Raw genomic sequence first — 22221 nt, 5'->3', positions numbered from 1 at the left:
AGGAGGTAAGATATGGCAGGCGCAGGGCTTATCGGAATAAGAAGAAGAATAAAATCTGTAACCAATATAAGAAAAATCACAAAAGCTATGGGGCTTGTGGCTACTGCTAAACTTAGAAAAGCTAGAGTTAATTTAGAAATAAATAAAAAATACTATAATAAATATGAACCAGTATTAAAAGAGATAGTTAACTCTATAGAAGATAAAAATATTTATATAGATGGTAATGATAGTGATAATAAGCTATATGTTATATTTACATCTGATTCAGGTCTTTGTGGTAGCTTTAATATAAACATAATAAACAATGTTGTAGATAAAATAAGAAAAGATGGAGAGAAATCTTCAGCTATAGTTATAGGACAAAAAGGAAGAATGTATTTAAAGAAATTAGGTATAAAAACCTTAGCAGAATATATAGATATACCTGATATTCCTACAGCAAAAGAAGCTAGAACTATAGCACAGAGTATAATTGAACTTTATAGCACTAAAAAAATAGGAGAAGTTTTCTTAGTATATTCAGAATTCTATTCACCTGTTAAACAGCAGGTTTTGGTTAATAAAATATTACCATTTACTAAAGAAAATAAAATTGGTAATAGATATATAGAATTTGATGCGTCAATAGCCCAATTAATGGATGAAGTTTTAGAAAATTACTTAAAAGCAACTGTATTAAATTGTTTTTATAATTCAAAAGCTAGTGAAAATGGTTCTAGAATGACAGCAATGAACGGTGCAACAGACAATGCCAATGATTTGCTAGATAATTTAAATGTACAATTTAATAGATTAAGACAAAGTGCTATTACACAAGAGATATCAGAAATAGTTGGTGGTGCAGAAGCTCAAAGGTAGGAGGTGTACTATAGTGGCAAATTTAGGAAAAGTTATACAAATAATAGGACCAATTATAGATATAAAATTTGATTCTGAAAATCTTCCAGATTTGTTTAACGCATTAGAAATAAATGCTGGTGATAAAAAAATTATAGCAGAAGTTGAACAACACATAGGAGACGACACTGTTAGATCTATAGCTATGGAAAGTACTGAAGGTCTAAGAAGAGGTATGGAAGTTCTAGATACAGGAAGCCCAGTTTCAGTACCAGTAGGTAAAGAAGTTTTAGGAAGATTATTTAATGTTTTAGGAAACCCTATAGATGAAGCAGGGGAATTTACATCAAAAGAAAGCCATCCTATTCATAGATCAGCTCCAAGTTTTGAAGAACAATCTGTAGAACCAGAAATATTTGAAACAGGTATAAAGGTAATAGATCTATTAGCACCTTATCAAAAAGGTGGAAAAATAGGTTTGTTTGGAGGAGCCGGAGTAGGAAAAACCGTATTAATACAAGAATTGATAAACAACATAGCAAAAGAGCATGGTGTCTTATCAGTATTTACAGGTGTTGGAGAAAGAACTAGAGAAGGAAACGATCTTTACTATGAAATGAAAGAATCTGGTGTTTTAGAAAAAACAGCATTGGTATTCGGACAAATGAATGAACCACCAGGAGCTAGAATGAGAGTAGCTCTTACAGGTTTAACAATGTCAGAATATTTTAGAGATCAAGGTCAAGATGTGTTATTGTTTATAGATAATATATTTAGATTTACTCAAGCGGGATCAGAAGTTTCAGCTCTTTTAGGAAGAATTCCAAGTGCCGTTGGATATCAACCAACTTTGGCTACGGAAATGGGAGCTCTTCAAGAAAGAATAACATCTACTAAAAACGGATCTATAACATCTGTTCAAGCGGTATATGTTCCAGCGGATGACTTAACAGACCCAGCACCAGCAACAACATTTACTCACTTAGATGCAACAACAGTTTTATCAAGATCTATAGCAGAGCTTGGAATTTATCCAGCAGTAGATCCTTTGGAATCTTCATCTAGAATGTTGGATCCTAGAATAATAGGTGAAGAACATTATGAAGTAGCTATTAAGGTTAAAAATATACTTGAAAGATATAGAGAACTTCAAGATATAATAGCAATATTAGGTATAGATGAACTTTCAGAAGAAGATAAATTAGTGGTTGGTAGAGCAAGAAGAATACAAAGATTCTTATCTCAACCATTTACAGTAGCTGAACAATTTACAGGAATGCAAGGAAAATACGTTCCTATAAAAGAAACTATTAGAGGATTCAAAGAGATATTAGAAGGTAAACATGATAATATTCCAGAATCAGCTTTCTTATTCCAAGGAACTATAGAAGAAGTTTTAAAGAGAGCAGAGGAAATGGGAGAATAATAGGTTAATAAGAGGAGAATAAGTATGAAAGATAATATAGAATTTACTATATTTACTCCTGAAAAACATATTAAAATTGGAGAAGTAAAAGAAGTAGTAACCAAATCGATAGATGGAGAAATAGCTATATTTCCTAATCATATTAAAATGATTACTTATTTGAAGCCAACTATTACAAAATATATAGATTTAAATGGGAATAAACATAATGTATTTACATCTAGTGGAGTATTAAGGATAGAAGATAATAAATTATATATTATTTGCGATGCTAGTGAAAAGCCAGAAGATATAGATATAAAAAGAGCAGAGAATGCTAAAAAAAGAGCAGAAAAAAGATTAGCAGATAAAAAAGACATAGATGTAAAAAGAGCACAATTAGCCTTATTTAGAGCTATTGCTAGAATTAAGACAAAAGAAATATAATCAAAAATTTTATAGCTTACAAGGTATACATAACTTTAACTACAATAAAAGTTATGTATACCTTGTAAGCTTTTTTTGTTAATATTTTAAAAATAGCTCACATTTTTTATAAAGAGCGATATATTAATAATATATTAGTATTGAATACAATCAGAAATTTGTGTAAATAATCTAAAGAGAAAGGGGGAGATAAATATGAGTAAAAACATAAAATTGAGCGTAATATTTATTTTGTTATTTCCTATAGTATCAGCTATGTTTGGGCCAAAGAATTATTTCAAAGCTGAAGCTAAGGATGAACTTTTTTTTGAAATAACAGAAAAAACAAATAGCCAAATAGTTGAACTAGGAGGTAATGTAAGTTTCTCCACCCAATTAACACATAAAGAGTTTATTAAAGAAATATGTTCATATTTAGAGTTAAATAAAAATTTTAATAAAAAATTATTTAAAGAAAAACATAGCTATAATATTTATTTTTATAATAAAGAAATGTCAGGAAACATCAATATAAAAGAATATAACAATGAAAATATAGTTATGATGGATTTTAAGAGCAATACATTAAATAAAAGCTTTATAAATTTAAAAAATAAAATAAAGTCATATTTAGAATTGAATAATAAAAAAGATTATATTTTTCAATATTTGAAGGCAGAAAATAATAATAAAAATTTAGAAAAGCTAAATAGTGATATAAATTCTATTTTAAATAGAAAAGGTAGTAAAAACATAGAAACAGTAAAATTAGATAATGGATATAGCACCACAGCTTATACAAAAAGATATACTCCAATAAATGTATGTGGTAAGAAAATAGACTTTAATTATGCTGTATGTAAATATAATTCAGAGAAATCCTACTTAATATTAGGAACACCACAGATAAATTTAACATATTAGTAATATTGAAATGGAGGATAATGATGGATAATATAGTGATTAATGGTATGAATAAGTTAAAAGGTGAGGTAAACATAAGTACAGCTAAAAATTCAGTATTACCAATCATTGCAGGTAGTATATTAAGTGGAGATAAATGTGTTATAGATAATGCTCCAATGTTAGAAGATGTGTTTGTTATTACAGATATTTTAAAAAGCATTTCAGCAAATGTAGATATAGACGAGGTTAATAATAGAATTATAATAGATGCTAAACCTATAAAAAATTTAGAGCCCAATAGTGACTTAGTAAAGAAAATGAGGGCATCATTTTTGTTGATGGGTCCTATGATGTCCAGATTCGGAAGATTTAAGATAGCATTGCCAGGAGGATGTAATATAGGTACAAGGCCTATAGACTTACATTTAAAAGGATTTACTGCTCTTGGAGCTAAAGTTAATATAGGTCATGGTTATGTGGAAGCTATAGCAGATAAATTACTAGGAAATAAAATTTATTTAGATTTCCCTTCTGTAGGAGCCACTGAAAATATAATGATGGCAGCGGTTATGGCACAAGGGGAAACAGTAATAGAAAATGCAGCAGAAGAACCAGAAATAGAAGATTTGGGTAGATTCTTAAATAGTATAGGAGCAAATGTTATAGGAGCAGGAACGGATACGGTAAGAATAATAGGTGTTAATGAATTAAAAGGAACAACTCATAGACCTATATATGACAGAATAGAAGCAGGAACTTTTATGATAGCTGCTGCTATAACTAAAAGTAGGATAAAAATAAATGGTGTTATGGAAGAACATCTAAAACCCATAATAGCAAAGCTTACAGAAATGGGTGTAGATATAAAAATAAAAGGAGAAATAGCTATAGTAGATGGAAGAAAACTTCTAAAGCCAGTAGACATAAAAACTATGCCATATCCTGGATTCCCAACAGATATGCAAGCTCAAATGATGGCACTATTATCTACTATAAAAGGAACTAGTATTATTACGGAAACTATATTTGAAAACAGATTTATGCATGTATCTGAAATGAAAAGAATGGGTGCAGATATAAAGATTGATGGCAGAAGTGCTGTAATAGAAGGTGTTACTAAATTGACAGGAACTCAAGTTAAAGCTACAGATCTAAGAGCAGGTGCAGCTCTTATATTATGTGCTTTAGTAGCCGAAGGAGAGACTGAAATAACAGATGTATATCATATAGATAGAGGATATGTAAAAATAGAAGAAAAACTTAACAAACTGGGAGTAGATGTTAGAAGAATATATTAAAATTGCATAACGCTGTATTTTAGAGAACTTATGGTATTTACTGTGAGTTCTTTTTATATATTTATGAAATTATTAGTAGTTTTATATGAAGTTTATTTTTAATGTTTTTCTGTTTGTACTTTGTAACAACTTTTTTAAATTAGATTATTAATCCAATGAGTTTATATGGAAATTTATAATATACAATATTAAAAATAAGTTTTAAATCATATCTTATCATAATAAAGAACTATTAAAAATATAATTGTATAGAAAACTTTATTATGAAAAGAGGGAAAACATGAGAAGACTAAATAGGTATACTAATATCAATAAGTTATTTATAACAATCATAAGTACTGTATGTATTATGTTAGTTTTAACCTTTGTTTTATCTTTTGGTGGCGAAGATAAATCAAAGATTACCAAGACTATAAGTAAATTTAAGTTAGAAAACAAACAACAAGTAGAAAAAAAGCAGCAAGTAGACAAGATGGATATAAACAAAAAATATAAATTAAAGTCAGAACCACAGGTTAGAGTTTATTTTGTCAATGAAAAAGTAGTAAGAGCAATGCCACTTGAAGAGTATGTAAGAGGTGTAGTTTCAGCTGAAATGCCAGCAGAATTCCATATAGAAGCTTTAAAAGCTCAGGCAGTAGCTGCTAGAACCTACGTTTTAGCCCATATGAAAGGGTTTGGAGATAACCAATATAATAAAAGATTAAATGCAGATGTTTGTGACAGTGTTCAATCTCAAGTTTTCATGCCTAAGAATAAAAGAATAAATTCTTGGCCAAAAAGTAAAAGAAATGAGTATTGGAATAAAATAGAGGAAAGTGTTAACAGTACTAAAGGAAATGTACTTGTGTATAATAATGAAATAGTTATGGCACCATATTATTTTGCTACTAGCAATGGTAAAACAGAGAATAGTGAAAATGTTTTTAATAGTGAAGTTCCATATTTAAAGAGTGTAGAAAGTCCAGGAGAAGAGAAGGCTCCTAAATTTAAGAGTATTAAAAAATTTTCATATGATGAATTTATAAAAATAATAAAAAAACAATATCCTAAATGTAATGTTAATAAGAAAAATATAGGTAAACAAATGGTAATAAAAGAAAAAACACCTAGTGGTAGTATTAAGAGAATTAAAATAGGTAATGTAGAAATTAAAGGTACAGAATTTAGAAAAATTTTAGGACTAAACTCGTCCAAGTTTTCTCTAGAATTTAAAGGTAATCATATTATAGTAAATTGTAATGGTTATGGACATAATGTTGGAATGAGTCAATGGGGTGCAAATGGAATGGGTAAATCAGGTAAAAAGTATGATTATATACTTAAGCATTACTATAAAGGCGTAGATATAGAAACTCTTAAATATAAAAATTAAATTTTATAAATTAACACCTATGTATATTAAACTTGTAATAACTAAGTTTTTATAAATATTTATAAAACAAAAAATCCTGTGAATTTTCATAGGATTTTTTATTTTTGTTAATTCAAAGCAATAAGGTAAAAAATTACAACAATCAACAATTGTTCATTGAATTTCATAAATATAATGTTGAAATTTAGGGGAAAAAAGGGAAAATTTTTTAATAAAATATGTATTTTTTGCTATCCACTGGACAAACTAAAAAAAGGAGGTGTTGATATGGAAAAAAAACCATCTAATAAAAAATCAAACTTTTTTAAAAAGGAGGGGTTTTATGTAGTTCTATTCCTTTGTCTTTGCATAGTAGCAGCTATAGCAGCAATTACAGTTAAAAGTAATTCACATGTAAAGAGAGAGCCTATTGAAAATAATAAATCAATTGAAAATAAAAAAGAAAAAGATTCAGCAAAGGCTGTAGAAGGAAATAGTAAAAGCTATAATAATGCCCTTGAGGTTAAAAAAGAAGAAAACAAAGAAAGTGAAAAAGAACAAAATAAACAGGATGAAAAAAATCAACAAAAGGAAAAGGAGACAGCTAAAGTTTCCAAGACTGAAAATAGTAACTTTATAAAACCAGTGGAAGGAAATTTAGCAAGAGTATATTCAGAAGATCCAGTATTTTGGAATTCTACTTCAAGCTATAGAGCTAATTTAGGTTTAGATATAAAAGCTAAACTAAATGCACCAATTTGCGCTATTGCAGATGGTAAAGTTGAGAAAATAGTTACTTCAAGCCAAGATGGTGTAAAAGTAATTGTTAATCACCAAAATGGAATCAAAAGTATATATGCTAATTTAAATTCTAAAGTTAAAGTAGCTAAGGGTCAACAAATAAAGCAAGGCTCTGTAATAGGCAATGTAGGAAGAACTACATTAAGATCAGCTTATGAAAAATATGGAGACCATTTACACTTTGCTATGATGAAGGGAAATAAATACATAAATCCTTCAAAATATATTAAATATTAATAAGGACGCCATTTTCCGCTTTTATGCGGAAAGTGGCTAAATATAAATGAATTTAATCCTTTATACAAGCATATTTATAACTATAAAGGGATTAAGGAGGTAGCACACTTTGAAAGATTATATTGAAGAAAGAGTCCTTGAAGTAGCACACTATATTATAGATTCTAAAGCTACTATAAGAAAAACAGCTAAAGTTTTTGGAGTGAGTAAAAGCACAATACACAAGGATATGACAGAAAGGTTACCTAAAATAAACCCTCAAATAGCTGAAGAAGCAAAAGAAATATTAGATTATAACAAGGCAGAGAGACATATAAGAGGTGGAAAAGCTACAAAGATGAAATATAAAGCTATTGAAGGTTAATTACATTCCTATTATAATTAGAATAGATAGTTATGAGAAAAATGTTAAATATTCTCATGACATATAACTACAATAGAGTAGGAGTGGATACGGGAATGTTTTTTAGTGTAGGAACAGATATGGGAATTGATTTAGGGACAGCTACAGTACTTGTGTATATGAAAGGTAAAGGTGTAATTTTAAATGAACCTTCAGTGGTAGCTATAGACAGAAATAAAAACAGGGTTCTAGCTGTTGGACAAGAGGCTAGAGAAATGATTGGTAGGACACCAGGTAATATAGTGGCTATAAGACCTATGAGAGATGGAGTAATATCAGATTATGATATTACGGAAAGAATGCTAAAATATTTTATTGGAAAAGCTTGTGGAAAGAAAAAAATATCTGCACCAAGAGTGGTAATATGCATTCCATCAGAAGCTACAGAAGTTGAAAAGAGAGCTGTTATGGATGCGGCTAGAAATGCTGGAGCTAAGAAGGTGTTTTTAATAGAAGAACCTTTAGCAGCAGCTATTGGTGCAGATTTAGATATAACTAAGGCTAGCGGAAGTATGATAATAGATATTGGAGGAGGAACTACAGACATAGCTGTTATATCTCTTGGAGGTATCGTAGTTCGAGCGTCTATAAAAATAGCAGGGGACAAGTTTGATGATGCTATAATAAAATATATAAGAAGAAAGCATAAACTTATGATAGGAGAAAGAACAGCAGAAGATTTAAAGATAAAAATAGGTTCTGCATTTCCAACAGGAGAAAATACGTCAATGGATATAAGAGGAAGAGATTTGATTACAGGATTACCAAAAAACTTAACTGTAACCTCAGATGAAATGAGAGAAGCCCTACAGGATACTGTAAGATCAATTGCAGAACTTACTCATTCAGTATTGGAAAAAACTCCACCTGAATTATCAGCTGATATAGCAGATAAAGGTATTATAATGACAGGCGGAGGTGCATTACTTAATGGCCTTAGCAATTTAATTGAAAATGTTAATAAAGTACCAGTACATATAGCAGAAAATGCAGTCTCTTGTGTTGCAGAAGGAACAGGAAAGATGCTAGATTATCTAGATAAGATATCAATATCAGAATCTGGTGATGAATTAAATCTAGTATAATAGATTTAATTGACTACATATAAAATTAGAGTTCATAGATGATGCCTATGAACTCTAATTTTTTATATAAATAAATTAAAAAGTATATTAATATAAAAATATTATTTAAATATCTAACATATGACAACAATGAAGCAGTGAATGGGAAATAACTTTAGCCATATTTAATATTAAGCTTAATCTAGTATTAGCAGAAAGAAATATATCACAGTTTTCATTGGAATCCACAATTCCAATAATTGATCGATCTCCTACCTTAGGAAGCGTCTTTCCAACACCTTTACCAGGCTGTATAGGTAAGTTTCTTACTTGAATTTGACCTATATTATCCTTATCTCCAAGACAAGCGTCTATAGCTATTATAGAACTATTAGGGTAAGATTTTTTTATAATCTTCATATTATCTTCTATATTTAAAGCATGTATAGGTTCATCTAAGGTACCGTATAATTTTAAAGGTATATTTTTATATTTTAGTATAGTTCCTACTAATGGACCAAGACAATCCCCTATACATCTATCTGTGCCAATACATATTATTATAGTATCTTTATCTAAATAATCTTTAAGAGAATTTGCTATTTTATAATAAGATAATGATTCTGTATAATGAGTTTTTTCTATATCCAAAATGCACCCCTCCTTATATTAATATATATTGATATAAGGACATAAATATTATTGCATTTTATCTTTATTCCATAGGTTTATTTGATCTATATTAGTTAAACATCCAAGTAGTCTGTCTTTAACTTTGGGAATATCTTTTTCTAATTCGTAGGTAAGTTCTTTCATATAACATAGACATTAATATTATAAAATATATTTATTAATTTATGTAAAAGAAATAGTGAGAAAAATAGAGATATAAAGAGAAAAATAGGCATATATAGGTATAAAACTGGTGTAAATGCTATAAACTTTATTTGAATTTATATTAATAAGTAGATATAATATTCCTTGTCGATATGACACAAGAAATGTGCTGGCATGGCTCAATTGGCAGAGCAGCTGACTTGTAATCAGCAGGTTGTAGGTTCGATTCCTATTGCCAGCTCCATATGTGGAGGAGTTCCCGAGTGGCCAAAGGGGGCAGACTGTAAATCTGTTGCGATTCGCTTCGATGGTTCGAATCCGTCCTCCTCCACCACATTAATTTTAATGGGCGCATAGCTCAGCTGGGAGAGCATCTGCCTTACAAGCAGGGGGTCACAGGTTCGAGCCCTGTTGTGCCCACCATTAAAATCTTATATTATGCTGGCATGGCTCAATTGGCAGAGCAGCTGACTTGTAATCAGCAGGTTGTAGGTTCGATTCCTATTGCCAGCTCCATACATGGAGGAGTTCCCGAGTGGCCAAAGGGGGCAGACTGTAAATCTGTTGCGATTCGCTTCGATGGTTCGAATCCGTCCTCCTCCACCAAACATCTTTACTATAAGTAAAGATGTTTTTTATTTTATATAAATAAGTTGTAAGTATAATATTGACATGTATTTTCTAGTGTGATATGATTTTTAGTAAATAATAATAAAAAACTCTTATCAAGAGAGGTGGAGGGAAATGGGCCCTGAGAAACCCGGCAACCAGTGAATATTCACTACGGTGCCAATTCCTGCAGTGTTATCTGCAAGATAAGAGAGCGTCGTTATATAACAACCTCTTCTTATTGAAGAGGTTGTGTTTTTTTAGATGAAAATTAGCAATTTAGGAGGAATTAAAGTGAGAAAGTTATTTACATCTGAATCAGTAACAGAAGGACATCCAGATAAAATATGTGATCAGATATCAGATGCGGTTTTGGATGCCATATTAGATAAAGATCCTAATGGAAGAGTTGCTTGTGAAACAACAGTTACAACAGGAATGGTAATGGTAATTGGGGAAATATCAACAAAATGTTATGTTGATATACCAAAATTAGTTAGAGAAACTATAAGAGGAATAGGGTATGACAGAGCGAAATATGGGTTTGATTGTGATACTTGCTCTGTAATAACATCAATAGATGAGCAATCAGTAGATATAGCTATGGGCGTAGATGAAGCCCTAGAATCTAAAAAAGGTGAAATGGAAAGATTAGATGCAGTAGGTGCTGGAGATCAAGGTATGATGTTCGGATTTGCTACAAATGAAACTAAAGAATATATGCCAATGCCTATCGAAATGGCTCATAAATTATCAAAAAGGTTATCAGAAGTTAGAAAAAATGGTACATTACCATATTTAAGACCAGATGGTAAAACTCAAGTAACTGTAGAATATGAAGATGGTAAACCTGTAAGAATAGATGCCATAGTTATTTCTACCCAACATGGTGCAGATGTTTCTTTAGAACAAATAGATAAAGACATTAAAGAACATGTAATAAAAGTTATAGTACCATCAGAATTATTAGATGAAAACACTAAATATTTTATAAATCCAACAGGAAGATTTGTAATTGGTGGACCTCAAGGAGATTCAGGATTAACAGGAAGAAAAATAATAGTTGATACTTATGGTGGATATGGAAGACATGGTGGTGGAGCATTCTCAGGTAAGGATCCAACAAAGGTTGACAGATCTGCAGCTTATGCGGCAAGATGGGTAGCTAAAAACTTAGTTGCAGCGGGAGTGGCTGATAAACTAGAAATTCAATTAGCTTATGCTATAGGTGTAGCTAAGCCTGTATCTATTTCAGTTGATACATTTGAAACAGGTAAAATAACTGATGAAGAAATAGTTTCAATTGTAAATAAAGTATTTGATTTAAGACCTGGTGCTATAATAAGAGATTTAGAATTGAAAAGACCTATATATAAACAAGTTGCTGCTTATGGACATTTTGGAAGAACAGACATAGATGTTCCATGGGAAAAATTAGACAAAGTAGAAGAAATAAAAAAACATATATAAGTAAAAAATATATAATTTTAAGTTAATAGATAAAGGAATGGGTATCATAATATACCATTCCTTTTTATTTTCTATATAATTATATGATATAATTGTTCTAAATAGATAAAGACTAATACTATAGTATTTATTACAGTTATAAGTGATATTACTTTAGATAATAATAGTGAAATGAAAAATATTAGGAGAGATTTTATGCAGGAAATACAGGGATATATAGAGGATATAGTTTTTACAAATGATGAAAATGGATATGTAGTAGCAAAAATAATGGTAGAGAAAGATATTGTGACTATAGTAGGCTGTATGCCATATATAGCAGAGGGACAAAATTTAAAATTGAAAGGTCAATGGGTTATTCATCCTCAATTTGGCAATCAATTTAAAGTAGAAATTTGTGAAGAAGTAGTACCTAATACTATAGTAGGTATAGAAAGATATTTATCCTCAGGAATTATATCAGGGATAGGCCCAGTAACTGCAAAAAAAATTGTAAAAAAGTTTGGAGAAGAAACTCTAAATATATTAGACAATAATATAGAAAGATTAACGGAGATAGAAGGTATAGGAAAGAAAAAAATAGATACAATATATGAATCTTATATAAAACAAAATGAAGTACGAAATATAATGATGTTTTTTCAAAATTATGGAGTAACCCCTAATCAATGTATGAAAGTTTATAAAAGATTCGGAGAAAATTCTGTATCAATAGTAAAAGAGAATCCATACATACTTACAGATGAAATAAGAGGTATAGGATTTAAGACTGCAGATAAAATAGCAAGAAGCTTAGGAATAGCAGCTAACTCACCTTTTAGAATTGAAAGTGGAATAAATTATATAATAAACGGATTTTGTGGATTAGGAAATACCTATATGCTTTTAGATAGGCTTATAAGTGAAGCTATAGATGTACTAGGTGTAAAAGAAGAAGAAATAAATGAAAATGTATACAATAATGTGGCAGAAAATAAATTAAAGATAGAAAAAGTAAATAAAGAAGACTGTGTTTTTACTTTGCCTTATTATTATTGCGAGTTAGGAGTTACAAAGAAAATACTTAACTTATCTTTGTCACAATATGATAATTTAAACATAAATATAAAGGATGAAATATTAAACTTTGAACAAAGTAATAATATAAGGTTTCATAATTCTCAAAGAGAAGCTATAGAAGGAGCACTGGAAAATGGGGTAGAAATAATAACAGGAGGCCCTGGTACAGGAAAAACAACTATTATTAATTGTATAACGGAAATATTTGAAAAAGCTAATATGAGAGTATTTATGGCAGCCCCTACAGGGAGAGCAGCTAAGAGAATGTCTGAAACAACAGGAAGAGAAGCTAAAACTATACATCGATTGCTAGAAATGGGTGTATCGGGGGAGGAGACAGAAGAAATTTTTTCTAAAGGTGAGGAAACTCCTTTAGAATGTGATGTAGTAATTATAGATGAAGCATCTATGATAGATATAATATTAATGAATACTCTTTTAAAAGCTATATCAATAGGTACAAGAATAATAATAGTTGGAGATGTGGATCAATTACCTTCAGTAGGTCCTGGAAATGTATTGAGAGATTTAATAGAAAGTAAATGTGTAAAAGTGGTGAGATTAAAAGAAATATTTAGGCAGTCTAAAGAAAGTATGATTATAGTAAATGCTCATAGAATAAATGATGGAGAAATGCCACTTATAAATAAGAAGGATAAGGATTTTTATTTTATAGAGTGCAGTGATCCTAAAAGAATATTAAATACACTAGTAGACCTATCAAATACAAGGCTTCCTAAATTCAATAGAAGTTGGAATAAAATTAACGATATTCAAATATTGTCTCCAATGAGGAAAGGAATATTAGGAGTATCTAATCTAAACAAAGAATTACAGTCAGTTTTAAATCCTAAAAATAATATGAAAAAAGAAATGGAATTTAAAGATTATATATTTAGAGTAGGAGATAAAGTTATGCAAACAAAGAATAACTATTCTCTAAAATGGACTAAGAATAATGGCCAAGGAGAGGCAGAAGGGCTAGGAATATTCAATGGTGATGTAGGGTATATAGAAGATATAGATGAAGAAAAAGAGACGGTTCAAGTTTTGTTTGATAATGAAAGAAGAGTAGTATATGAAAGCTTATATTTAGATGAAATAGATTTAGCTTATGCTGTAACTATTCATAAAAGCCAAGGTAGTGAATTCCCAGTGGTAGTTATGCCATCCTTTCAAGGTCCACCACTTTTGATGAATAGAAATTTATTGTACACAGGAATAACACGAGCAAAACAACTTGTGGTTTTAGTTGGATCATTGAAGGCTATAAATTTTATGGTTAAAAATGATAAAATTTTTAAAAGATATTCTCTTTTAAAATGGCGTATAAGCAATGTATTAGATAACCAAATTATAAATGAAGAATAATATATTACATATAGAAGGTGAACTTTATGTCTTTACTTGAAAAATTTAAAAAAGAATATGAAGTTAATGAATTTGGGGAAGTTATATTAAACTGGTGTAAGGGTAAAGAAAAATTTTTAAATGTTATATCTATACCTTATAATACTACTGATTTTTTTGTGGATTCTATTTTGTATTTAGTAAAAAATAAAAATAATATTTTATATATAACAAATGAAGAAGAAAATAATATAGATATAATACAAAATATAAAAAGAAGAAGTAACTTTAGACAATACTCTTATATAAGAAGGAGTAAGTTAGATATAACATCAAATTTAAAAGTAACTAATTTTAACGTAGCATTTAATATTGATGAAAAATTTGATTTTATATTATATGATGATCTGAGTAGTTATACAAATTACAACAAAGATAGCATAAAAGATTTAATTTTGTCTAAACTTAGTAATGAAGGTAGATGCATAATGTATTCTATAGAAGAATTATTTCTTAATAGTAGAAACATTTATATACCAGTTAAAAAGGATAGAATGCCTATAATAGAGCCAAGGACTTTATTAACAAGAATCAACATAAGTAGAGAAATACCTTTTATTATTTATGATTATATGAAATGGTCATTTCATTCTAAAAGAAAAGTAATTATATATACTCCTTCATACTTTATTAGTGAAAATTTATATAGCTATTTTAATAATTATATAAATAACATTGATGTAAATATAATATTAGATATAGAATTAGATTCTAATAAAAGTTTATACAACTTCAAAAAGATGAAGGAGGGTATATTTATAACCCATTTATTTTACGATGAATTTTCAAAATTTAAGGATATAGATTTAATAATTTATGGATCAGATAAAAATAAGTTTAACTATAAAGAATTAATATACCTATGTGGTACTGTTGGAAGAGGTGAATACGATTTTAAAGGAGAAATTATATTTTTAGCTAATTCAGAAACTATGCATATGGAAAAAGCTAAAGATGTAATAAGACACTTTAATAAAGAAGCATGGGAACTAGGATTTTTAACTATATAAAATATATTATAGAATGTATGGAAGAGGTAATATACCCCTATGAAAATAAATGTGTAATATGTGGAGAATATATAGAAGAAAATTTAATATGTAAAAAATGCTTTGGTTCTATAAAATACTGTAATGATGCTAAAACTATAGGGAAAGGAAATAATTATTTTCCTGCTTTCCCTACTTGTTATTATTCAGGTGTAATGATGGAACTTATATTAAATTTAAAATATAAAGGTGATTTTAAAAGCGGAGAAATAATAGCTAATTTAATGTACAGAAAAGCAAAAGAAATTAGTATAAATGCAGATATTATAACTTTTGTTCCATCTAGTAAAAAATCCTATAAAAAAAGAGGTTATAATCAAAGTGAATATCTGGCAAAATTCATAAGTGAAAATATGAATATACCAATAAAGTATTGTTTAAAAAAGAAAACTAATACAAAAGATCAGATAGGATTAAATGGAGTTGAAAGATGGTTAAATGTTGAGGGAAGCTTTAAAGTTTATAATGAAAAATATATAAAAAATAAAAGAATACTGTTGATTGATGATGTTTTGACCACAGGAGCTACTTGTTTTTATTGTGCTAATGAGTTAAAAAAAACAGGAGCAAGGGAAATTTTTATATTGACTGCAGCAAAAAGTGATGTATAATTTAAATATATTAAAATTAGGTTTGTGGTTGAAAGTCGATGCCAGTCGCAGGCAAAACGATCCACGTAAGTTAAATAAAAATATTTGATGAGCATGGTGCGGCTTAGAAGTAAGTCCTGCCGTTATTAAAAACGAGAGGATTAGTAGTGAGAAGATGAACTCTGGGTAGCGAAAGTTCCAGCAGGCGAGTGTGGGGTCAAAGACCAGGTCAGCTGATTTTAACTAAAGATAAGACTTATAGTATAGCTATAGGTCTTATTTTTATAATATCAGTAAATAACGTATATTAATAAGAAATTGTTATAAATAACTTAATATTTTGTAAATTTAAAAAATTTCTATTGAGTTTTTTAAAAAATAGTATTAGAATATACATAACATAAGAAGTTACAAAACAAAATAGTTACAGAAAGAGGGGCTGAAGAATGAAAATAACAGTAATAGGCAAAAATATTGAGGTAACAAGTGCTTTAAGGGAGACAGTTGAAAAAAAGCTGTCAAAGCTTGAAAGATTTTTCAACCCTAATGTAGTTGCAACAGCTACATTAAGTGTACACAGAAATAAACAAACTATAGAAGTTACAATACCATTTCATGGAGTTATATTAAGAGGCGAAGAAACAACAGAAGATATGTATGCCTCTATAGACATGGTAATAGATAAATTAGAAGGACAAATAAGAAAGCAGAAAACTAAACTTCAACGTAAAATTCATGATGGATCATTAAAATTTCAATATATACCAGACTATAAAAATGGAGATGATAAAGAAACTCACATAGTAAAAACTAAGAAATTTGCTATGAAGCCAATGTCTTCAGAAGAAGCAGTTTTACAAATGGAACTTTTAGGACATAATTTCTTTGTATATCAAAATGCTGATACAGAAGAAGTAAATGTTATATATAAAAGAAAAGATGGAAACTATGGGTTAATTGAACCTGAATTTTAAAATAATACATTAACATGTCAATAAAGTGAATTGTAAGTAGGCATATTTAAATATATATGCCTACTTTTTATATAGATAAAACTTATTAATATAAGAGTTACTATAATTAATTATTATTTACAAATTTAGATAATTATTATTCTAAAAAGTTGAATGGAATATAGTTAAATGATATAATTTATGAAGTCAAGACTTATAAAATTTGATAAATAGTGAGGATGAATAGCATGGGAATTTTGAATAAAATATTTGGAACATATAGTGAAAGAGAACTTAGAAGAATTAATCCTATAGTGAATAAAATAGAAGCTTTAGACGAAAAAATGCAATCCTTAAAAGACGAAGATTTTAAATTAAAGACTGAAGAATTTAAAAGTAGATTAGAAAAAGGAGAAAAATTAGAAGATGTTTTACCAGAAGCTTTTGCTTTAGTTAGAGAAGCTGCATACAGAACAATAGGACTTAAGCACTATAGAGAGCAATTAATTGGTGGTGTAGTATTACATCAAGGTAGAATTGGAGAAATGAAAACTGGTGAAGGTAAGACTTTAGTTGCTACATTGCCGGCTTATATAAATGCATTAACAGGAAAAGGGGTACATATAGTTACAGTTAATGATTACCTAGCTAAAAGAGATAGAGATTTAATGGCCCCAGTGTATGAATTTTTAGGACTAGAAGTAGGGGTTATTTTACATAATTTAACTAACGAAGAAAGACAGGCAGCTTATGGAGCAGACATAACTTACGGAACAAATAGTGAATTTGGATTTGATTATTTGAGAGATAATATGGTAGTTTACAAAGAAGAAAGAGTTCAAAGAAAGTTAAATTTCTCAATTGTAGATGAAGTTGACTCTATATTAATAGATGAAGCTAGAACACCATTAATAATATCAGGTCAAGGAGAAAAATCCACAGAGTTTTATAAAGTTGCAGATTATTTTGCTAAATCATTAATAGCTGAAAAAGACTTTACTATAGATGAAAAAGCCAATTCAGCTATGCTTACCGATTCAGGGGTTAATAAAGCAGAGAATTTCTTTAAAGTACAAAATTATGCTGATGCAGAAAACATGGAAGTACAACACCATGTAGTTCAAGCTTTAAAAGCTAATTATATAATGAAAAAAGATAAAGACTATATGGTTAAAGATGGAGAAATTTTAATAGTTGATGAGTTTACAGGAAGAGCTATGGAAGGAAGAAGATATAGTGATGGGTTGCACCAAGCTATAGAAGCTAAGGAAGGAGTTAAAGTAGAAAGAGAATCTAAAACTTTAGCTACAATAACTTATCAGAACTATTTTAGAATGTATAACAAATTATCAGGTATGACTGGTACTGCTCAAACAGAAGAAAATGAATTTAGAGAAATATATGGATTAGATGTAATTGTAATACCTACACATGAGCCTATAGCTAGAATAGATAACCCTGATGTGGTATATAAAACAGAAAAGGGTAAGTTTAAAGCTATAGTTGAAGAAATAGTTGAAAGACATAAAAAAGGGCAACCAATGTTAGTAGGTACAGTAAGTATAGAAAAATCAGAAATGTTATCTTCTATGTTAAAGAAAAAAGGAGTACCACATCAAGTGTTAAATGCTAAATACCATGAGATGGAAGCAGAAATAATATCTCATGCAGGGGAATATGGTACAGTCACAATAGCTACTAATATGGCAGGTCGTGGTACAGATATAAAACTTACTAAAGAAGCACAAGAAGCAGGCGGACTTATGATTATAGGTACAGAAAGACATGAGTCTAGAAGAATAGATAACCAGCTAAGAGGACGTTCAGGTCGTCAAGGAGATCCTGGTGAATCAAGATTTTTTGTATCTTTAGAAGATGATTTAATGAGAATATTTGCTTCAGAGAGAATGCAAGGAATAGTTGATAAACTAGGACTTGGTGAAGATGAAGCTATAGAAAGTAAAATGGTAAGTTCAGCTATAGAAAGCGCGCAAAAGAAGGTAGAAGGTAATAACTTTGATATAAGAAAAACTTTACTTCAATATGATGATGTAATAAATAAACAAAGAGAAATAATATACAAACAAAGAAGTGAAGTTCTAGAAGGTGAAGATTTAAGAGAACAAGTAAAAGATATGATGAGAGATGTAGTTTATACTGCAACTAATTCTCATATTTCAGGTGTAGAAGAGGAATTTGAAAAAGAACTTGAAAATCTTGTTAACTACTTAGAAGATATATGTTTACCAAAAGGTGCAATAAATAAAAAAGATGTTGACAACCTTTCAGATGAAGAAATAAAACAAAAATTATTAGAAACTGCAGAACAAATATATGCCAATAAAGAAAAAGAAATTGGTGAAGAACAAATAAGGGAAATAGAAAGAGTAGTATTACTTAGGGTAGTGGATACCAAATGGATGGATCATATAGACGATATGGATCACTTAAAACAGGGAATCGGTCTTAGAGCATACAGACAACAGGATCCAGTTCAAGCATATCAATTTGAAGGTAGTGAGATGTTTGATGAAATGATCTATAATATTAAGGTAGATACTATTAGATATCTATTCCATGTAGAAATAGAAAAAGCTCCTGAAAGAGAAAAGGTAGTTAGAGAAACATCAACTAATTATGAAGATGATTCAGTAAAAAAACAACCTGTTAAAAAAGAGAATAGAATAGGTAGAAATGATCCATGTCCTTGTGGAAGTGGTAAGAAATATAAAAATTGTTGTGGTAGAATGGCATAAAAATATATTATAATAAAACCGGAAACTTTTATTTGGTTTCTGGTTTTATAACTTTTTCAGCAAATAATAGAGGTGAGCACATGATAGTAGAAATTCAAGAAATAATAAATAATTCTCATGAACTTCAAAATACAATAAAAGAAATTGGGGAGTCTCTTTGACATAGTAAGAATACAAAATAGTATATCAGAGCTTCAAAATAAAATGCAAAATCCTAATTTTTGGGACAATATAAATGAAGCACAAAAAATAACTTCTGAAGAAAAGTATTTAAAAGATAAACTAGATAAATATGAAGGCCTAAAAAACACTATAGAAGACATTATAGTATTGTGCCAAATGTTATCAGAAGAAGATGATGATATGAAAAAGGAAATATTATCAGAATATAAAAATATGAAATATGAAATAGATAGATTTAAAATAGAAATCTTGTTATCTGGAGAATATGATAGAAATAATGCAATAATGACATTACACTCAGGTGTAGGTGGTACGGATGCACAAGATTGGACCGATATGTTATTTAGGATGTATACAAGATGGGCAGAAAAAGAAGGATTTAAGCTTAAAATTATGGACTTATTGGAAGCTGAAGATGCAGGTATAAAAAGTGTAACATTAAGAATTAGTGGAGAGTTTGCATATGGGTATCTCAAGGGTGAAAAGGGCATACACAGATTAGTTAGAATATCTCCTTTTAATGCAAATGGTAAAAGACAAACTTCTTTTGCATCTATAGAAGTACTTCCAGAATTAACAGATGATCAAGAAATACAGATAAAGAATGAAGATTTGAGAATAGATACTTATAGAGCAGGTGGAGCAGGTGGGCAACATGTTAATAAAACGGAATCTGCTGTAAGGATAACACATATACCAACAGGCATTGTAGTACAATGTCAGAATGAAAGAAGCCAGCATACTAATAAAGAAACTGCTATGAAGGTTTTAAAATCAAAATTAGTAGAATTAAAAGAAAGATCCCATAAGGAAAAGATAGAAGATTTAACGGGAGAATTAAAAGATATGGGATGGGGAAGTCAGATAAGATCTTATGTATTTCATCCCTATAATTTAGTAAAGGATCATAGAACAGGGGCAGAAACTAGTAATGTAGATGCTGTAATGAATGGAGATATAAATCTATTTATTACAGAATATCTAAAGGGAAATTTTTAAAACTATAAGATAAGTAATAAAAATGGCTGTGGCACTAAGAGTAAATCCTGCAATATATTGTGTTAACTTTAAACTTGTAAAACAATATATTGTGCTTAAATTCTTTAATGCCACAGTCCCTTTTATATATTTACTATAAGAAATTTCTCATTTTCTTTCTTCTTTCTTTATAAATATATAAAGTAGAATAGAAGAGCCAATTATAAATTCTTTATAATATATATAAAATAAATTTTCTTTAAAGGCAGATTTTATAATTTTTAATGATGCTACTTTGTAACACCTTTTTATAGAGTTTTTATTTATAAACTGAATCTTATCTTTAGGTGTATGAATTTTAGACGTATCATTGTCACAAAATGTTATGGCATCTATGTCTTTTTGTCTAAAAAAGTAATGATCACTAGCATTTTCAAACATATAATTAAAATCAATATTTTTAGAGGAACATAGCCTAGATAGTTCTTTTATAAGAGGCGTATTAGCGGTATCTTTGTCAGATCCCATTATACAAAGAGGAATGCTTTCTCTGCCTCCTATCATATCAAAGTTTAGAACTGTAGCATTTTTTATTTTACTATAATATTTTTCAATGAAAGCTTTAGATCCTAAGCATCCAAATTCTTCTGCGTTAAAAGAAACAAATATAATATCTCTATTAGGAGTTCCTAGAGATTTAACATACTTAATTAATTCTAACATAAAACTAGTGCCAGAGGCGTTATCTAATGCTCCACTATATATGGTGCCTTTTAAATCTTCACCTAAATGATCAAAGTGAGAAGAAATAATAATAGGATCATCATTGGAATTAATCCCTTTTATATATCCAACTATATTGCTAAGTTCAGTTTCTTTTATGGAGTAAGGTATAAAGCAATCTATTTTGTTACCTGACTGTAAAAAATTTTTTATTTCAGAAAAAACTTTTCCATTGGTGACTACATACATATTGTAAGGTGCTTCTTTTACAAAAGAACTTCTAAAATTAGAGTCATAATCTTTAGTTGTATATATAAGGAAATTACCATTATTATAATTTATGTTCATAAAATCATCTTTGATCATTACATTTTCGTTAGAAAAAGAAAATTTATTTTCTCTAAAATTAAGCATATCTTCTTTAAAATCTTCTCCATAGGAATAATCTTTTACTAAATTACCACTAGAATCCATTACTCTTAGATATGGTTTACCATGAATTCTACTAGGATAAAAGCAACCAAAATCCTGGGAAAAGTTTTTCTCAAAAGGAATAAGATTGTTACTTTTAAAATTATTTTTTATATACTCTGCAACTTGTCTATTTTCCTTTGAGCCTGGAAGTCTTCCCTTAAATTTATCACAAGATATTAAATTAATATTATTAATCACAGAGTCTATATTAAATGATTCTATAAATAAGGCAGTTTGTATACTAAAACACAAAAAGGTTAGAATAATAGCTATATAGAATAATTTGGCAAAATTTCTCATGATATCTCCTATAAATTGTTTATAATTTAATTTATATTAATTTGCCAAAGGATATATAACTGGTATAATATATTTTTAGTGACTTTATTTAATATT

18 protein-coding genes, 5 tRNA genes, 1 pseudogene and 1 riboswitch are annotated in these 22221 nt (G+C 29.0%); of the genes and pseudogenes, 21 read left to right on the top strand and 3 right to left on the bottom strand.

What is annotated here, in order from left to right:
* Positions 1-12 precede the first annotated feature (12 nt).
* The 9 genes from atpG (at position 13) to NGI68_RS11070 (ending at position 8755) form a co-directional block, all read left to right on the top strand.
* Complete coding sequence (gene atpG / locus NGI68_RS11110) at positions 13-861, top strand: ATP synthase F1 subunit gamma (protein WP_251861557.1); 849 nt, start codon at positions 13-15, stop codon at positions 859-861.
* Positions 862-874: 13 nt separating this feature from the next.
* Positions 875-2266, top strand: a complete 1392-nt coding sequence (gene atpD / locus NGI68_RS11105; RefSeq protein WP_251861556.1) for a F0F1 ATP synthase subunit beta — start codon at positions 875-877, stop codon at positions 2264-2266.
* 24 nt (positions 2267-2290) lie between these two features.
* Complete coding sequence (locus NGI68_RS11100; RefSeq protein ID WP_251861555.1) at positions 2291-2692, top strand: F0F1 ATP synthase subunit epsilon; 402 nt, start codon at positions 2291-2293, stop codon at positions 2690-2692.
* Between the two features lie 195 nt (positions 2693-2887).
* Positions 2888-3595, top strand: a complete 708-nt coding sequence (locus tag NGI68_RS11095) for a YwmB family TATA-box binding protein (RefSeq protein ID WP_251861554.1) — start codon at positions 2888-2890, stop codon at positions 3593-3595.
* A gap of 23 nt (positions 3596-3618) precedes the next feature.
* Positions 3619-4875 carry a UDP-N-acetylglucosamine 1-carboxyvinyltransferase gene (murA, locus tag NGI68_RS11090; RefSeq protein WP_251861553.1) on the top strand — a complete coding sequence of 419 codons (1257 nt, stop codon included), beginning with the start codon at positions 3619-3621 and terminating at the stop codon, positions 4873-4875.
* 280 nt (positions 4876-5155) lie between these two features.
* Positions 5156-6250: a stage II sporulation protein D gene (spoIID, locus tag NGI68_RS11085; RefSeq protein ID WP_251861552.1), complete on the top strand. Its 1095-nt coding sequence runs from the start codon at positions 5156-5158 to the stop codon at positions 6248-6250.
* Positions 6251-6517: 267 nt separating this feature from the next.
* Positions 6518-7267, top strand: a complete 750-nt coding sequence (locus NGI68_RS11080; protein ID WP_251861551.1) for a M23 family metallopeptidase — start codon at positions 6518-6520, stop codon at positions 7265-7267.
* 109 nt (positions 7268-7376) lie between these two features.
* A complete protein-coding gene (spoIIID, locus tag NGI68_RS11075; RefSeq protein WP_003356559.1) occupies positions 7377-7631 on the top strand; it encodes a sporulation transcriptional regulator SpoIIID in 255 nt (84 codons plus the stop codon).
* Positions 7632-7726: 95 nt separating this feature from the next.
* The gene (locus tag NGI68_RS11070; protein WP_251861642.1) at positions 7727-8755 is read left to right on the top strand and encodes a rod shape-determining protein; all 1029 of its coding nucleotides are present in this window, start codon (positions 7727-7729) and stop codon (positions 8753-8755) included.
* A gap of 105 nt (positions 8756-8860) precedes the next feature.
* Here the strand turns inward: NGI68_RS11070 and yyaC are convergent, their stop codons facing one another.
* Complete coding sequence (yyaC, locus tag NGI68_RS11065; RefSeq protein ID WP_251861550.1) at positions 8861-9385, bottom strand: spore protease YyaC; 525 nt, start codon at positions 9383-9385, stop codon at positions 8861-8863.
* A gap of 48 nt (positions 9386-9433) precedes the next feature.
* A pseudogene (locus tag NGI68_RS17125) lies at positions 9434-9553 on the bottom strand (tRNA 2-thiocytidine(32) synthetase TtcA); the annotation flags it as partial.
* A 186-nt stretch (positions 9554-9739) separates the two neighbouring features.
* Here NGI68_RS17125 and NGI68_RS11060 point away from each other — a divergent pair.
* From NGI68_RS11060 to prfB, 12 genes are all read left to right on the top strand, one after another.
* Positions 9740-9815 (top strand) — tRNA-Thr (locus tag NGI68_RS11060).
* A 5-nt stretch (positions 9816-9820) separates the two neighbouring features.
* Positions 9821-9905, top strand: a tRNA-Tyr gene (locus NGI68_RS11055).
* Positions 9906-9918: 13 nt separating this feature from the next.
* Positions 9919-9994, top strand: a tRNA-Val gene (locus NGI68_RS11050).
* Between the two features lie 17 nt (positions 9995-10011).
* Positions 10012-10087 (top strand) — tRNA-Thr (locus NGI68_RS11045).
* A 5-nt stretch (positions 10088-10092) separates the two neighbouring features.
* Positions 10093-10177, top strand: a tRNA-Tyr gene (locus NGI68_RS11040).
* Positions 10178-10290: 113 nt separating this feature from the next.
* A riboswitch (SAM riboswitch) is annotated at positions 10291-10393 on the top strand.
* A gap of 81 nt (positions 10394-10474) precedes the next feature.
* Positions 10475-11650 (top strand): methionine adenosyltransferase, encoded by a 1176-nt coding sequence (gene metK, locus NGI68_RS11035; RefSeq protein ID WP_251861549.1) that lies wholly within the window; start codon positions 10475-10477, stop codon positions 11648-11650.
* Between the two features lie 195 nt (positions 11651-11845).
* Positions 11846-14080: an SF1B family DNA helicase RecD2 gene (recD2, locus tag NGI68_RS11030; RefSeq protein ID WP_251861548.1), complete on the top strand. Its 2235-nt coding sequence runs from the start codon at positions 11846-11848 to the stop codon at positions 14078-14080.
* A gap of 26 nt (positions 14081-14106) precedes the next feature.
* Positions 14107-15129 carry a competence protein ComF gene (locus NGI68_RS11025; RefSeq protein WP_251861547.1) on the top strand — a complete coding sequence of 341 codons (1023 nt, stop codon included), beginning with the start codon at positions 14107-14109 and terminating at the stop codon, positions 15127-15129.
* The gene (locus NGI68_RS11020; RefSeq protein ID WP_353505387.1) at positions 15102-15779 is read left to right on the top strand and encodes a ComF family protein; all 678 of its coding nucleotides are present in this window, start codon (positions 15102-15104) and stop codon (positions 15777-15779) included. The genes NGI68_RS11025 and NGI68_RS11020 overlap by 28 nt, the downstream gene beginning before the upstream one ends.
* 425 nt (positions 15780-16204) lie before the next feature.
* Entirely contained in the window at positions 16205-16732 is a 528-nt protein-coding gene (gene hpf, locus NGI68_RS11015; protein ID WP_251861545.1) for a ribosome hibernation-promoting factor, HPF/YfiA family, read from the top strand.
* Between the two features lie 227 nt (positions 16733-16959).
* Complete coding sequence (gene secA / locus NGI68_RS11010; RefSeq protein WP_251861544.1) at positions 16960-19467, top strand: preprotein translocase subunit SecA; 2508 nt, start codon at positions 16960-16962, stop codon at positions 19465-19467.
* Positions 19468-19547: 80 nt separating this feature from the next.
* Positions 19548-20649 (top strand): peptide chain release factor 2 gene (gene prfB / locus NGI68_RS11005; protein WP_251861543.1). Its coding sequence is split into 2 segments (ribosomal slippage): positions 19548-19625 and positions 19627-20649, totalling 1101 coding nucleotides; the frame shifts between segments, so codons are not numbered across the junction.
* A gap of 147 nt (positions 20650-20796) precedes the next feature.
* Here prfB and NGI68_RS11000 read toward each other — a convergent pair.
* Positions 20797-22125: a M28 family metallopeptidase gene (locus NGI68_RS11000; RefSeq protein WP_251861542.1), complete on the bottom strand. Its 1329-nt coding sequence runs from the start codon at positions 22123-22125 to the stop codon at positions 20797-20799.
* Positions 22126-22221: the final 96 nt, after the last annotated feature.

This window comes from Clostridium sp. Marseille-Q2269, from assembly GCF_943736985.1.
GTDB lineage: Bacteria > Bacillota > Clostridia > Clostridiales > Clostridiaceae > Clostridium_F.
This window is presented reverse-complemented; position numbering and strand designations above follow the sequence as displayed.